Below are 15910 nucleotides of genomic sequence, written 5' to 3'. Positions count from 1 at the left end.
CCTTCTAAGCTTTTTCGATTGTTTGAACTGTTTCGCTAGTAGACATCTGTGTTTTTTTACCAGCGGAATACATTTGTTTGTATTCATTAATCGCAGCTGATAATTTTTCTTCAGCAGGCAAGTCGCCAGTCGTTTTAATTTCATTCAGTAAATCGGCATGGTTATCATCAAAGAAACCAAACAATTGACTTTCAAAAGTTAAAATATCGTCAACAGGAATAGAATCTAAAAATCCCCGTGTTAAGGCAAATAAAATCAACACTTGTTTTGCAACAGGAATTGGTGAGTGAAGTTTTTGTTTCAGAATCTCCACTGTTCTTTTCCCACGATTTAATTTAGCTTGGGTTGCGGCATCTAAATCAGAACCAAATTGGGTGAACGCTTCTAGTTCACGATAAGAAGCTAAATCCAAACGCAATGTCCCAGCTACTTTTTTCATCGCTTTAATTTGTGCTGAACCACCAACCCGTGATACGGAAAGTCCGGCATCAATGGAAGGACGAATCCCAGCATAAAATAAATCTGATTCCAAGAAAATTTGTCCATCAGTAATGGAAATAACGTTCGTTGGAATATAAGCGGAAATATCCCCGGCTTGTGTTTCCACAAATGGTAAGGCCGTCATGGAGCCACCGCCCAATTCATCGGATAATTTTGCAGCCCGTTCTAATAAACGAGAGTGCAAATAGAAAACATCCCCTGGGTAAGCTTCACGACCTGGCGGACGACGCAAAAGCAAAGATATTTCACGATAAGCCACGGCTTGTTTTGATAAATCATCAAAAACAATTAAAACATGTTTGCCGTTATACATGAATTCTTCACCCATTGCTGTTCCAGCGTAAGGTGCGATATATAATAATGGTGCTGGTTGTGAGGCCGAAGCAGTCACAACAATGGTATAATCCATGGCGCCAAATTTCCGCAAAGTTTCTACTTGCGAGCGAACAGTGGATTCTTTTTGACCAATAGCGACATAAATACAAATCATATTTTCGTCTTTTTGATTCAAAATTGTATCAATAGCAATCGAAGTTTTACCGGTTTTCCGGTCGCCAATAATTAATTCCCGTTGGCCACGACCAATTGGCACTAAAGCATCGATTGCTTTTAGTCCCGTTTGAAGTGGTTCTTTAACGGATTTTCTTTGCATAACGCCAGGAGCCATAGCTTCGACTGGACGAGTTTTCGTCGTTTTAATTTCGCCTAAACCATCAACGGGCATCCCAAGAGGATTTACCACGCGTCCAATTAAACTTTCGCCAACTGGTACTTCCATAATTCGACCAGTCCGTTTTACTTTATCGCCTTCACGAATGTTATCGAAATTACCTAAAATGATAATCCCAACATCGTTTGTTTCTAAATTTTGTGCCATGCCGTATGAACCGTTTGGAAATTCCAACAATTCACCACTCATCGCATTTTCTAAACCGTGAGCGCGGGCGATTCCGTCACCGACATAAGTAACTGTACCCACTTCATCAACGGAAAGTTGGCTCTTATAGTTTTCAATTTGTTGCTTGATCAATGCACTAATTTCTTCTGCTTTGATGGCCAAATCTTTCACCTCTTTTAGTTTCCATAAATCTTAGTCTAATAATGATAATTTCATTTTTTCTAATTTTGTTTTTAAGCTTCCATCTAATACGCGACCGCTGGCTTCCACCACGACACCGCCTAAAATTGATGAATCAATTTGATTGGTGAGTTTCACTTCTTTGGAATGCGTCACCGGGGCGAGTTTTACTTGAAGTTGTGCTAATTGTTCATCCGTTAATGGGACAACACTTTTCACTGTTCCATATAAAATACCGCGATACTCATCATAACGCCGTTCGAACTCTTCAATCATTAAGACCACGTCATCCATCCGTTTATATTCATAAACAACTTTTAAGAAATCTTCAACGATTCCTTGAAAATGTGGAATTAACGCATCAAAAATATGATCTTTTTCATTCGGTTCTAATCGAGCATCAGTTAAAATATTTCCTAAATCGTCAAGTTCAACAAAAATCTTACGAACTTCGCGCAAATCTGCATAGACCACCGGAAGCAATTGTTTTTCTTCAGCAACTTCAAACAACGCTTTTCCGTATCTACGACCTACCATATATTTATCGAGTTTCATGGTCAGTTCCTAACTGAGCAATAAAATCATCAATTAAAGCGGTGTGATTGGCACTACTTAATTCTTGATTTAAAATTTTGCCGGCAATCTCTAAAGAAATATTAGCGACATCTTTTTGCATATCTCGCATCGTTTGTTCTTTTTCGCGAGTTAAATCAGCTGTCGTTTTCTCTTTGATTTTTTCGGCATCAGCTCGTGCTTCTTGCAAAATGTTTTGACGACTTTGTTCGCCGGACGTTTTGGCGGTATTGACAATATTCATGGCTTCAGAACGAGAATTTTGCAAAGCAGCTTGACGTTCCTGTTCCAATTTTTGCGCAGAAGTCCGCGCGATTTCAGCTGAATCTAAATCATTGGCAATTTTATTTTCCCGTTTCTCCATCATGGCAATCAGTGGTTTCCAAGCAAAAATTTTGATGAGATACATCAAAATAGAAAAGGCTAAGAGCACAAAAATAATGGTGCCTAAAGTGGTGGAAGGACCTGCTTCTCCTAATTTTAAAAAAGTAAACATTGTCCCTACTCCTTTCTGACGTAAAAAAATTACGCGCTAAAAATTTCTGCACAAGTAAAAGAAAGCAGGAGTGACCCCTGCTCTCTTTAGCAAATGCTTATTGTAAAACGAGTAGTAAGGCAACAACGATTCCTAAAATTGGCACGGCTTCAATCATACCTGCTCCGATGAACATGGTGGATCTTAATTGACCAGCTAATTCTGGTTGACGAGTCATAGACTCCAAAGTTTTGGAAATAACTTTTCCGTTACCATATGCGGCCGCGATGGCTGAACCAAAAACGGCGATAGATGCTGCGATGTAATTCATGTAAAATTTCCTCCTAGAAAATGTTTTTTATTTTGCAAATCATGGATAAACGTTATTCAATAGAAATTAACTTTCGGTAACTTCCAATTTGTGTCCGATGTACACACTGGACAAGGTGGTAAAAATGTAGGCTTGAATGGCACCGATGAAAATGGAAAAACCTATCCAAATCATTTCTAAAGGTAGCGCAAAAATAAAGCCGAATGGTGGAAATTGCATCGCCAGTTGGGCCACCAAAGTCAGTAGCACTTCTCCAGCATAAATATTTCCGTACAACCGTAAACCAAGTGTTAATACGTTGGTAAATTCCTCCATTATTTTAATAGGGAATAAAAAGCTGACGGGTTTAATGAAACTATTGATAAAATAACCTTTTGCTCCAAAGCGTTTCAATCCAAAGAAATTACTTAATAAAATAACTGTCATGGACAACGTTAAGGTCACCATTGGATCGGCAGTGGGTGATTTCCAAAGTGTAACTTCTCCTGGTAAGACAACTTTTGTCATCAAACCAATCGTGTTGGCAGTAAAGATAAATAAAAATAAGGTAAAGGCGAATAAATGCACGTTGCCTATTTCACTTTTTGGTAAATTATCACTCAATATGCCCCGTACAAAATCAATTAAGTATTCAATGGCGTTTTGTTTTCCTTTGGGCTTCATGCTAAGATGCCGGCTAAATCCATATACCAACAAGAACACGAACAAACACGTCAAGAAAATCATTAGACAAACGGTTCCGTCAAACCAAATTGGTCCAAGCTTAAACACCAAAGATTTTTCTTCCAAATCTCCTTCACCTCTTTTCTAGGCTACCTTGACCAAGCGCTGAATTTCTTCAGCAACTCAATGCACATTATAGTACCACCACCCCAAGAAAATTTCAAAGAATTTTCATAATTGCTTTCTTAAAAGAAAATGAAACAACAATAATGAGTGCCGGTTCAAAAAATAATTTTGTTCTTTTGAAAACACATGAAAACACCTTGCCTTATCAATCTTTACGCTCTAGGTATATGCTATCAGACTTTTTTAAAAAGGCAAAGTAAAGTGAATAATCAATCGTTTGATGAGTAAAATATGGGAATTAATGTTGTAAAAATGAGAAAAATTTTAACTGATTATCATTTTGAAAGGGGAATCGAAAAAAATTATTGCGACAAAAAACAGCACCTGTCCAAATTATTCACCAATTCATTTGGCACAAATATGACAACATAACGTGATTTACGTTCAAATTATGCATTTTCGTTAGAAAAAAAGATGACATGCTGACAATTTGTTTTGCAGTCATCTAGTATTTTTTTATTTATTGCCTTGTGAATTGGGGTAGCACTTAGAGAAAAAGATAAAATGTCTGCTGCCAGCTTTGCTGTCATTCACCATTTTTCTATTTTCTTACAGTGCTTAACCACCCAACCTTTTTCTATCTGTTTCTTTGCTTTAATGTGCGGTCGATTTCGCGTTTTTGTTCTTTTCGTTTAAGGTCTTCGCGTTTATCGTATTGTTTTTTACCTTTCGCTAAACCAATAAGGACTTTGGCATAGCCGTCTTTTAAATAAACTTTTAAAGGAATCAAAGTGGTGCCGGGAGTTTTCAATTCACCGGTAAATTTTTTGATTTGTTTTTTATGGAGCAAAAGTTTTCGGCTCCGCAAAGGATCGTGATTGAAAATATTTCCTTGTTCGTAAGGGCTAATATGGACATTCCACAAAAAAGCTTCTCCATTTTGAATTTTTACATAGCCGTCTTTTAAATTTATTTTGGCTTGGCGGATGGATTTTATTTCTGTGCCTACTAAAACCATGCCTGCTTCCACCGTTTCGATGATTGTGTAGTCGTGATAAGCTTTTTTGTTTTGAGCTAAAAGTTTACCTGCTCCTTTTGGCATTGCATACACCTACTTCTTTTTCTTAGCTCCCTTGTAAAAAGGTGCTTTGTTATTTTTCTTTTTGTTTTTAGATGGAGAATTATTTTTGCTATTGGAACTATTTCTACTATTAGAAGACGATTTTTTATTAGAACTATTACTATTTTTATGTTGATCTTTGGATCGGTGTTGATTTTTTTTATTTTTGCCGCCAGCTTTTTCTGGTCGATTGGCTTTATTTCCTTTTTTGCGATCTACTAAACTAAAATCAATTTGACGGGTCACTGGGTCACTTTTTTCAACTTTAATGCGGATTTTTTCGCCAAGTTGATACATTACACCCGTTCGTTCGCCGACTAAAGCCATTTTTCCTTCTAAGAAGTGATAAAAATCATCATGCAAACTATTAACATGGACGAGTCCTTCAATTGTATTGTCTAGTTCGATGAAGAGGCCAAATTTCGTAACGGAGCTAATCACGCCTTCAAAAATTTCTCCCAGATGATCTTGTAGATATTCGGCTTTCTTCATGGCATCTACCATCCGCTCAGCATCCACTGCTTTGCGTTCCATTTGTGAAGCGTGTTGGGCAATATCTGGCAATGTTTGCTCATAAATAGCTGTTTTAGCTGGCGTCGAATTTTCTGCATAATAATGAATCAAACGATGGACCATCAAGTCTGGGTAACGTCTAATGGGACTAGTAAAATGCGTATAGTCCTCAGCACCCAACCCAAAGTGTCCGACAGGTTCGGTAGTATATTTGGCTTGTTGCATACTCCGCAGCAACATCGTAGAAATCACCGCAGCTTCTGGTTTTCCTTGCACTTTAGCTAAAATATCTTGCAAATCAGTGGCCGTAATATTATTTTTCGTGCCATGAATTTTTAAGCCAAAGACGGTGACAAATTCAAAGAATTTCTCCATTTTTTCTTCTTTAGGCGCTTCATGAATTCGATAAATAAACGGTACATCTAATTTTTTAAAATGAGCGGCTACTGTTTCGTTGGCGGCCAACATAAAGGACTCAATCATTTTTTCGCCAACCCCACGCTCACGTAAAACAATATCGGTAACTTTTCCTTTATCATCAATAATCATCTTCGCTTCACGGTCTTCAAAATTAATTGCGCCCCGTTGACTGCGCATTTTTTGTAAAATTTCATGAAGTTCAGACATTTCATTAAACATAGGAACAAGGTCTTGATATTGAGCAATCGTTTCTTCATTATTGTCTTCTAAAATTTCATTCACCGCTTGATAGGTCATGCGGGCGGTTGTTTTTATGACACTTTTGAAAATTTTGTGTTGGACGACTTTACCATTGGGGGTAATTTCCATTTCACAACTCAAAGTCAAACGGGGTACGCCTGGATTTAGCGAACAAATATCGTTTGATAAACGTTGTGGCAACATAGGAATCACTCGGTCAGCTAAATAAACGGACGTTCCTCGCGCTAAAGCTGTTTCGTTTAACGCCGTCCCTTCTGTTACGTAATGGCTCACGTCGGCAATATGCACGCCTAAAAAGAAATTCCCATTTTCTAATTTGTGGACAGTGACCGCATCATCTAAATCTTTGGCATCAGCGCCATCGATGGTTACTAGTTGTTCGTGTGTTTTATCCACTCGAGAAGCAAATTCACTTTCAGAAATTGTTTCTGGAACTTCTTGAGCTTCGTCTAGCACTTCTTTAGAAAATTTAGTCTCCATACCTAAAGAAACGACCAGCGATAAAATATCCATTCCCGGATCATTTTTATGACCTAAAATAGTAATGACACTCGCTGTAAATCGTTTCTTTTCGTCAGGATAATCTTTAATACTAGCCACAACAATACTTCCCGGTGCTGGGTGAAGACCATTGTCTAAAAGATCGATTTTATAATTTTGCAATTTAATTTCTTTCGGTAAAAGATAGCCTAAATAGCCGGACTCTGTCGCCGTTTCTTTATCATAAGGTACAAATTCACCAGTGATTTGCGTCAGTTGATGCTCAATGACACGGGTAATTTTTCCTTCCGGTCCTTTTTGGGTAAAAGGATTGGCTGGATGAAGAATATCAAAGGCGACGATATCATTATCTAAAGCCGCTCCCACTTGATCGTTAGCAATATAAACGTCCTCTTCTTCAGGATCATAATTTACAAAACCGAAACCGCGATCGTTTAACCGCAAGACACCTGTTAGCTCCACATTTTCTTGGGGTAATTTTATAAGGCCTTTTTTGGAAAAAATAACGGCGCCTTCTTTTTCCATTTGGCTAATTGTTTTTACTAGTGTTTTAAAATCTCCTGCCGCGCCTAATTGTAAGCTTTCGGCAAGTTCAGCCATGGATAAAGCATGATCTGAAGATTGTAAAACAGTAATGATTTTGGATTTTAATGGATTCATTTATCCACCTCTTTTCTTAATTTCTTGAATTCTTAAATTTTTAAATTTTTAATTGTTTTCAATAAACGACAATACATCACTCTCAAAAACTTTCCGTTGCGGGCCGACTGTTAAGACGTGCGTGCTTTTAGCGTACCAGTGAAAAGTGAGTTCGCAATTATTTTCAGTCAGAGTCGTCACCGTTTGTAAAATATCTTTAGCCGGAATCATCTCATCAAGGCCGGCTTGCCCAATAAAAAAGGGTTCTGTGATTTTAGACAAATTCTCAAAAGCCGTTAGACTTATATTTTCAATTTCGACAAGTTGGCGACTCACTCCTTGAGAAATTTCTGCTAAACGCGCGTCTTTTTCAGGATCATCTTTCAAAAGGTTGCCTGCATAAATAATAAAACTTTCGGCCACGTTATTTTTTTTCAAAGGATAAATAGGGCTAGAAAAAATACCGCCACCAGCGACAGTCATATCTCTTGTTTCCAGTAGACGCGTCGCAAATAGGCCCCCCATAGATAAACCAAAAATGAAAATTTTGGTGCAACCTGCTTTTTTCAAAAAACTCAGTGCTTCTTGAGCTTCTTTTTCCCAATTTTCGGGTCCACTATTTAAAATATCTTCTGGTCGATCGGTGCCGTGACCTGAAAAAATTGGCGCATAGACGGTAAAATTTTCCCGACCGAGCTTTCTAGCCAACTGACGGACATCGTTACTAGAACCAGAGTAAGCATGCAGCAACAAGACCCCGGTGTGACTATGATATTCATAAATTTCTTTTGGTTTTTGCATAAATTCCTCCTAAGTAAAATGAAAAGAAAAAGCCGGACAGAATTGTCACGGCTTTAGCATTATTCAATTGACAGAAGATAAATAGGCAAGCAACAATAATAAAATGAGCCAAGCAGCGCCTAGATATGCTGTCGCTTTTTGCATAAAGGCTTCAAAGCCCCGCGCTTTTTGTCGGCCAAATAAATTATCTGCTCCGCCAGTAAATGCAGACGCAGCGCTATTTTGTTTGCTTGGTTGCATCATAATGCCAATCACGATTAGCACCGACAAAACAATGACGACGCCTAATAAAAAATTATACAACGATGACCCTCCAATCCTTGAATCTTCACTCATTAAAGATAGCATAGTTTCAAGAAAATGAAAAGAAATTATCGAAAAATCAAAAAAGATTACGCCAAAACTTTTCAGCTTTGACGTAATCTAATCAATGAAATTAAAAATATTTTTTACAGTCTGACATGAAGAAATTTTTAACGGCGCCAAACATCTTGATATTCGGGTTTCGTTTCAAATTCTTTTTTAGCAAATGGACATAATGGAATGATTTTTTTGTCATCACGTCTGGCAACTTCAGCGGCCTGAAAAACTAATTGTTGGGCAATTTTGTTCCCGCGATAATCAGGATTTACATAAGTATGATCCACAATCATCACATCTTCACCAGCATTAGACCAAGTAATTTCACCGATTTCTTCGCCAGCTTCATTTTTTACTGCGTAGCGGTTTTTTTCTTCTGCATAATTAAATTTCATGACTTACCCTTCTTTACAATATATTTTAACGCGCCAGTCGGACACGTGTTAATCACTTGAATATTTGTATCGGCACTCGCATTGTCAGGAATGATCCATGGCTTGCGGCCTACTTGAAATACTTCGGCTTGCCCGCGGACGCAATTACCCACATGTGCACAAATCGCTGCACTGTAGTAAATATCGACATCTTTTCCGGAATACTTGCGATAACCTTGAGCTAGCAATTCTTCTTCATTCACGGGTTTCTCACCGATTACTTTTCCGTCCATCTTTTCTCCTCCTTCTTTTTCTCTATCAGTATTTTAACAGTAACTGAAAGGGATTTCCATTATTTTTACTTAGCTTTTTTCTTTGTTCGGGTAACAATCAGACCCACGATGAAAATAACTTCCAGTAAGACAAATGCTAAAATAAAACAATGCATAAAAAATTCTTCCGGCAAAGCCATAATAATCGGATCCGTCGCTGGATCAAAGAGCCAATCATCATTGTTAAAAAACACTTGATGAAAGCTAACAAAAAATTGATCAAAACCTAATGCCATCAAAGCACCAAAGGCAACCGGCACAATTGCCGCAATTTTAAAAACGCCGTGTAGCCGCCAGTTTTGGCCCGTTTTAAACATCCGAATCAAAAAATAAACGGCTGGAATTATTAAAATCAAAAGCAAAACATAATTTAAAGTAAATAATTGTTTGACCTCATAGAAATGAAAGGCGCCAGATTCTGACATAGGAAAATCAGGCGTGCTGAGATTTTTTATCCACGGGAAGTTCAAATAACGCATCAGTATCGCAAAATTTTTCAATAAAATTTCTTTTGAAAAACCAGTGATCTCCGTAATATTCAAATAATCAATATCGAAACGATACAACGGACGAAAATTAATTGTTACAGTAATTACCGCCGTTAAAATCGTCAGAAACATTGCAAAATATCCCAGCGCTCGTTGCCATACTTTATTCATTTTCTAAGCTCCACTCATCTAAGCTAGCCAAAACATAATTAGGCGCTATTGGTAAATTTGCCACAGCCTCTGGCGGTGTGAAGCCCGTAGTTACTAGTAAAGTATCCATCCCAAAGTCCAATCCGCCTTGAATATCGGTGGAATAATTATCGCCTACCATTAAAACTTCCTCTTTAGGCAATCCCAGATGATGCAAAGCTTTTTCCATAATAATTTCTTCGGGTTTGCCGATAATCACCGGCGTTACTTGCGTGGAGGCTTCAACAAAAGCAATAACACTTCCGGCTCCTGGCAATAACCCTCGCTCAGTCGGAATATTTTTATCTGGATTGGTGCCAATAAATTTTGCGCCGGCTTGGATATTTAATGTGGCTAAGACAATTTGTTCATAGGTCAAATGGTTGTCTAGAGCAACCACCACGTAATCGGCATCCGAATCCACCAAATGAAATCCGGCAGAAGTGATGGCGGATTTTAGTCCAGCTTCACCGACGACAAAAACGTTTTTCCCACCATTATCTTCTATTAAATAATCCACCGTGGCCAAACTCGCCGTGTAAATAGTTTTTTCATCTACATGAATATCAAATTCATCAGCTAGACGCTGCTGCACTGTCGCGGGCGTTTTCGTTGTGTTGTTGGTTAAAAATAAAAACGGCAAACCTGCTGCTTGGAGACGAGAAATAAAACGTTGCCCGGCAGGAATTTTTTCTTTTCCTAAATAAATTGTTCCATCTAAATCAATTAAATAACCAAGATATTTCACCAATTAGTCCTCCCGTTTGCGAATAGTAAACCCGGTAGTGACAGTTGGTTTTTCGGTTGGTTCGCTGCGCTTTTCACTTGGTTTTTCAAAAGTCTTTTTGATTGGTTTTTCATTGCGTTTTTCAAATCGTTTTTCCGTTGGCTTTTCAGCTCGCTGTTCGATTCGTGCTTCATGGCGACGCGTTTTTATTTCAGGTACTTCTTTTTCAGGCGTATTTTTCACTTGCCGATGAATTACTGGTTGCACTTTTTTGACCGGCTGCACTTTTTCAGCAATAAAAGCGGTAGGTGCCGGATTTTTTTTCTTCGTTTTATGATGCGGCGCCTTATCTTTTTTCTTGTTCATTTTTTCAATCACAAAATAACGGCAACCAAAATTACAATATTCGTAAAGATAATCTTGCAAAGTAACAATTTTTTGATCGGGAAATGCCCGTTTATTTTCGTTATCAAAAAATCCCTTCAGCCGCAGTTGATCGTGACCCCAATCTCCCACAATGTAATCATAGCGACTCAGCACTTCACTAAAACGCAAGCCTAAATATTCTGCATCAAACCCTTTGCGATAATCTGAAATAAGGGCATATGGTTTTTCATCAATTAATAATTGTCCATCTGGCAACAACGTCACGTGCGCACCTTTTTGCGGCGTTTTTTCTTCTGGCTCCAACACTTCTTGCAGTGCTTGGGTCAATTCTTGATCCAACTCAGCTGATTTAGTATTTGTTTCTTTTTTGACAGTCGTTTTTATTTCTTTTTTTGGTTTCGTTTGGGTTTCTTTTGTTTTCTCTTGTTTCATATTTTTCACTTCCTAACATGACAGTTGAGTTTATTATAACATTTTTTAGTTCTTTGAATAGACAGAAAAAAATCCAGCAAAAAGATTGCTCTTTGAGCTGAATTTTTTAAATGTTTTTAGTTTGTGAAATGAGATTGGGGATCTTGTGGACGGTGTGTTTTTGGTAGCAGTTAGGAAAATAGATGAAATGGTGTCTGACTGCTTTGCAGTCAGACACCATTTCATCTATTTTCTACACTGCTGAACACCCAAAACACATCCTTATGCTTTAACGAGCATTTTTTTGGCGGTGGCCATCATTAGGCGGATGCGGTTTAGTTGGTTTACTGAGGAAACACCTGGGTCGTAGTCGATGGCGGCAATATTTGATTTTGGATAACGGCGGCGCAATTCTTTAATCACACCTTTACCCACCACGTGATTGGGCAGACAGCCAAATGGTTGCATGCAAACAATATTATTGACGTCTAGTTCCAATAGCTCCATCATTTCACCAGTTAAAAACCAACCTTCACCCGTGTGATTGCCGATAGATAAAATTTGACTCGCGTCGTCGGCAATTTCATAAATTGATTTAATACCAGTAAACCGAGCGGAATTTCGCAACGCTTTGTCCATTGGTTTTTCCACCATTTCAATCATTTTAATGGCAAATTCTCCCAAATTTTTAGCTTTTTTACTCATGCCAAGATTTTCATATTTGAAAATTTGATTATATAACGAGTAATTCATAAAGCCAATGAGATCAGGAACAACAGCTTCGGCCCCTTCACTTTCCAACAGGCGGACAATATCGTTATTGGCCGTTGGGGAAAATTTCACTAAAATTTCTCCCACGATACCGACTCTTGGTTTTTCGATATCTAACAAAGGTACTGTATCAAAATCGGCAATAATTTTTTTCATATTGGCGTTAAATTGCATCAGGGATCCATTTTTCACATTAGGAGCGACTGCTTTAAGCCAATGGGCATGCAGGGCGTCGATGGTCCCTTTTTCCATTTCATAAGGGCGCGTCCGATAAACAACTCGTTCAAATAAATCCCCATATAAAACGGCGACGACAATTCGTTTAAGCATCGGTAACGTAAATTTAAATCCAGGATTGGACTCAACCCCTTTATTACCCATAGAAACTGAAACGACTGGCACTTGTGGGAAGCCGGCATCATTTAACGCTTTGCGTAACAAAGGAATATAGTTTGTGGCCCGACATCCGCCACCAGTTTGCGTCATCATCACCGAAGTATTGTTGACATCATATTGGCCGCTTTCCAAAGCTTCCACCAGTTGCCCAATAGAAATAATCGCCGGATAACACGCATCATTATTGACATATTTCAAGCCAACATCAATTGCTTCATTATCAAGTGCCGGTAAGCAGACCACATTATAACCAGAAGATTTCAAGGCTAGGTCAATCAGCCCTTCTTGGTGAATAGGCGAAAGCATTGGTAAGAGTAGTGTATGTTTTTTACGCATATCTTTAGTAAACACAATTTTTTCTGGTTCATCAAAGCGTTTTTGAGGTTCGAAGTTTTGTTTTTCCCGTTCTTTGACAGCTGCTTTTAATGAGCGCAAACGAATCCGAATCGCTCCAAGATTAGCGCCTTCGTCAATTTTTAGCACCGTGTAAATTTTTCCGTATTGATCCATAATTTCTTCTACTTGGTCGGTGGTGACCGCATCAAGACCGCAACCAAAAGAATTTAATTGGACGAGTTCGAGATTTTTCGATTTAGCCACTAGCGATGCTGCGGCGTACAATCGGGCGTGATAAACCCATTGATTCACCACTCGCAAATTAGGGACATCGCCCAAATGAGAAATCGAATCTTCCGTTAAAACGTGGAATCCTTCTTGCGTAATCACTTCAGCAATGCCGTGATTAATTTCTGGATCCAAATGATAAGGGCGTCCTGCTAAGACGACTCCTTTTTGACCAGTTTCTTGCAAACGAGCGAGAGTTTCTTCGCCTTTTTTTTGAATATCTGCCTTAAAGTCATCTAGTGCTTGGTAGCCTTCATGCAACGCTTCAGTAATTTGTTCCTGCGTGAAGCCTTTGTCAGCAAATGTTTTAAATAAAACTTCAGCGACAGATTGTTCATCGGCAAGATTAAGAAACGGATTACGATAATCCACCAGTCCGTCTCGAATTTCATCGACGTTATTTCTAATGACGTCTGGATAACTTTGAACGATCGGACAGTTAAAATGGTTACTAGCATTCGCATCTTCAATCCGTTCAAATACAATTCCCGGATAAAAAATCAACGGTATTTTTTGATTGATTAACGCTTGAATATGGCCGTGGGTAATTTTGGCTGGATAACAAGCGGTATCTGAAGGAATCGTTTCCATCCCTGACTCATATAATTCTTTATCAGATCTTGGCGACAAGACCACGCGAAATCCTAGTTTAGTGAAAAATGTTTGCCACAAAGGATAATTTTCATAGAGATTTAAAACGCGGGGAATCCCAATTTCTCCTTGTGGGGCATCTTTTAATTTTAATGAGCGATAACGGAATAATTTGCGATATTTGTAGTCGACTAAATTAATCCGGCGATCTTCTTTGCTAATTTTAATTTGCGCGCCTTTTTCACAACGGTTCCCGGTAATAAATTTCCGACCGTCAGAAAAAATCGTTACTGTTAATAAACAATTATTTTCGCACAATCCGCAGTGGGTAAATTCTTTGTCCGCTGAAAATTGTTTCAACTCTGCTAAATTTAAAGTAGTGGTCTCTTCTCCGACTTGATAATCTTCTAACGCTAGAAGCGCACAACCAAATGCCCCCATTAAACCAGCAATTGTTGGGCGGATGACCGTTCGTCCAGTGATCGTTTCAAAAGCTCTTAGTACGGCCTCATTATAAAAAGTCCCCCCTTGGCAGACAATTTTTTCCCCAAGATCTTCAGGGCGGCGAATTTTAATTACTTTATAAATGGCATTTTTAATTACCGAATACGAAAGTCCCGCTGAAATTTCGCCAACCGTGGCGCCTTCTTTTTGTACTTGTTTCACTTTAGAATTCATAAACACGGTACAACGTGAACCTAGGTCCACTGGATTTTTAGCTAAAAGTGCTTCTTTGGCGAAATCTTTGACATTGTAATTTAAAGATTTAGCGAAAGTTTCGATAAATGAACCACAACCAGACGAGCAAGCTTCGTTCAATTGAATCGATGACAGCACGCCGTCTTTAATCGTCATAGCTTTCATATCTTGGCCGCCGATATCTAAAATAAAATCAACGCCCGGTTGGAAAAAGTTGGCCGCTTTGTAATGAGCCATCGTTTCTACTTCGCCCAGGTCAACTTTCAAGGCATTTTTAATCAAATGCTCTCCGTAACCGGTAATACAAGCTTTGCCGATAAAAGTATTTTCCGGCATTAATTCATATAAATCAGTTAAGACTTGCATCGTGGTTTCTAGCGGTTGACCTTCATTGTTGCCATAAAAATCGAATAAAATGTCCCCATCTTCATTGATTAAAACAACTTTGGTAGTAGTAGATCCAGCATCAATTCCTAAAAAAGTTACCCCAACATGTTCAGCTAATTTTTTAGTAGCAACAGTCGCTTTTCCATGACGATCTCTAAAATCTGCCAACTCTTGTTCATTGGCAAATAATGGATCTAACGTCCGGCTTTTAACTAGTTTTTTCCCATCGTCATTATCTAGTGCATGCAGTAAATTTTCTAAAGTTGATTCTTCAGCACTTTCTGCATAAAAAGCTGCTCCGTATGCCACAAATAATTGCGGATTTTCCGGAAAAATAACTTGTTCCGGTTTTAAATGTAAGGTTTCAATAAAACGTTGGCGCAATTCTGACATAAAATATAATGGACCGCCTAAAAAAGCGACATTTCCGCGAATTTTTCGGCCAGAAGCAAGACCTGCAATGGTTTGATTAACTACTGCTTGAAAAATACTCGCCGCAATATCTTCCCGAGCTGCTCCTTCATTAATTAACGGTTGCACGTCTGTTTTGGCAAAAACACCACAACGAGAAGCAATTGGATAAAGTTGTTGATAATTTTTGGCTAATTCATTTAACCCATTGGCGTCCGTTTTTAAAAGCATCGCCATTTGATCAATAAAGGCCCCGGTTCCCCCGGCACAACTGCCGTTCATCCGCTGTTCAAGCGCACCTTCAAAAAAAGTAATTTTGGCATCCTCGCCGCCTAATTCAATGGCGACATCCGTTTCAGGAATTAATTCTTCAACTGTTCGCGTACAAGCGATAACTTCTTGGACAAAAGGAATATCCAAAACATCCGCTAGTCCCATCCCGCCAGAACCGGTGATATTCATTTTTAATGGTTGATTAGCCGGTAAAATATCTTTAGCTTCGATTAAAATTTTTCGCGTTGCTTCTAAGACATCGGAAAAATGGCGTTGATACTTTTGGAAGACGGCTTTTTTTTCATTATCTAAAACGACAATTTTTACTGTGGTGGACCCGACGTCAATCCCTGCTTGGTAAGTCATCAAAAAATCCTCCTAAAATCCAACAACTTGTTTAATATCTAACAAGTTGTCTGTTATAATACTACTGTCTATTGTAAAAACAGTTGTCAAAAAAAACAATCAGCAAATCGCACGACTTTGTG

Annotated in this window: 15 protein-coding genes; all 15 read right to left on the bottom strand. The window is 38.5% G+C overall.

Annotation, left to right across the window (positions count from 1 at the left end):
• Positions 1–4 precede the first annotated feature (4 nt).
• The 15 genes from atpA to BQ5341_RS05855 all read right to left on the bottom strand — a co-directional run bounded on the left by atpA (position 5) and on the right by BQ5341_RS05855 (position 15788).
• Positions 5–1561 (bottom strand): F0F1 ATP synthase subunit alpha, encoded by a 1557-nt coding sequence (atpA, locus tag BQ5341_RS05925; protein ID WP_071131117.1) that lies wholly within the window; start codon positions 1559–1561, stop codon positions 5–7.
• Positions 1562–1591: 30 nt separating this feature from the next.
• Positions 1592–2134, bottom strand: coding sequence for an ATP synthase F1 subunit delta (gene atpH, locus BQ5341_RS05920; protein WP_071131116.1), 543 nt, complete (start codon positions 2132–2134; stop codon positions 1592–1594).
• On the bottom strand, positions 2121–2648 hold the full coding sequence (atpF, locus tag BQ5341_RS05915; RefSeq protein ID WP_071131115.1) for a F0F1 ATP synthase subunit B: 528 nt from the start codon (positions 2646–2648) through the stop codon (positions 2121–2123). The genes atpH and atpF overlap by 14 nt, the downstream gene beginning before the upstream one ends.
• 97 nt (positions 2649–2745) lie before the next feature.
• Positions 2746–2958, bottom strand: a complete 213-nt coding sequence (gene atpE, locus BQ5341_RS05910) for a F0F1 ATP synthase subunit C (RefSeq protein WP_071131114.1) — start codon at positions 2956–2958, stop codon at positions 2746–2748.
• Positions 2959–3024: 66 nt separating this feature from the next.
• Positions 3025–3747 carry a F0F1 ATP synthase subunit A gene (atpB, locus tag BQ5341_RS05905; RefSeq protein WP_071131113.1) on the bottom strand — a complete coding sequence of 241 codons (723 nt, stop codon included), beginning with the start codon at positions 3745–3747 and terminating at the stop codon, positions 3025–3027.
• A 637-nt stretch (positions 3748–4384) separates the two neighbouring features.
• Entirely contained in the window at positions 4385–4849 is a 465-nt protein-coding gene (gene smpB, locus BQ5341_RS05900) for an SsrA-binding protein SmpB (RefSeq protein WP_071131112.1), read from the bottom strand.
• A gap of 9 nt (positions 4850–4858) precedes the next feature.
• On the bottom strand, positions 4859–7222 hold the full coding sequence (gene rnr, locus BQ5341_RS05895) for a ribonuclease R (protein WP_071131111.1): 2364 nt from the start codon (positions 7220–7222) through the stop codon (positions 4859–4861).
• Positions 7223–7270: 48 nt separating this feature from the next.
• Positions 7271–8002, bottom strand: coding sequence for an alpha/beta hydrolase (locus BQ5341_RS05890; protein ID WP_071131110.1), 732 nt, complete (start codon positions 8000–8002; stop codon positions 7271–7273).
• Positions 8003–8065: 63 nt separating this feature from the next.
• Positions 8066–8305, bottom strand: coding sequence for a preprotein translocase subunit SecG (gene secG / locus BQ5341_RS05885; RefSeq protein ID WP_071131109.1), 240 nt, complete (start codon positions 8303–8305; stop codon positions 8066–8068).
• A 170-nt stretch (positions 8306–8475) separates the two neighbouring features.
• Entirely contained in the window at positions 8476–8757 is a 282-nt protein-coding gene (locus BQ5341_RS05880) for a GNAT family N-acetyltransferase (RefSeq protein WP_071131108.1), read from the bottom strand.
• Positions 8754–9029, bottom strand: a complete 276-nt coding sequence (locus BQ5341_RS05875; protein ID WP_071131107.1) for a (4Fe-4S)-binding protein — start codon at positions 9027–9029, stop codon at positions 8754–8756. The genes BQ5341_RS05880 and BQ5341_RS05875 overlap by 4 nt, the downstream gene beginning before the upstream one ends.
• Before the next feature lie 65 nt (positions 9030–9094).
• A complete protein-coding gene (locus BQ5341_RS05870) occupies positions 9095–9727 on the bottom strand; it encodes a TIGR01906 family membrane protein (protein ID WP_071131106.1) in 633 nt (210 codons plus the stop codon).
• The gene (locus BQ5341_RS05865; RefSeq protein ID WP_071131886.1) at positions 9720–10493 is read right to left on the bottom strand and encodes a TIGR01457 family HAD-type hydrolase; all 774 of its coding nucleotides are present in this window, start codon (positions 10491–10493) and stop codon (positions 9720–9722) included. The genes BQ5341_RS05870 and BQ5341_RS05865 overlap by 8 nt, the downstream gene beginning before the upstream one ends.
• A gap of 3 nt (positions 10494–10496) precedes the next feature.
• A complete protein-coding gene (locus BQ5341_RS05860; RefSeq protein ID WP_071131105.1) occupies positions 10497–11291 on the bottom strand; it encodes a YutD family protein in 795 nt (264 codons plus the stop codon).
• A gap of 261 nt (positions 11292–11552) precedes the next feature.
• Positions 11553–15788, bottom strand: a complete 4236-nt coding sequence (locus tag BQ5341_RS05855; protein ID WP_071131104.1) for a 2-hydroxyacyl-CoA dehydratase — start codon at positions 15786–15788, stop codon at positions 11553–11555.
• Positions 15789–15910: the final 122 nt, after the last annotated feature.

Source organism: Enterococcus timonensis (assembly GCF_900104595.1).
In the GTDB taxonomy this organism is placed as follows: Bacteria; Bacillota; Bacilli; order Lactobacillales; family Enterococcaceae; genus Enterococcus_J; species Enterococcus_J timonensis.
This window is presented reverse-complemented; position numbering and strand designations above follow the sequence as displayed.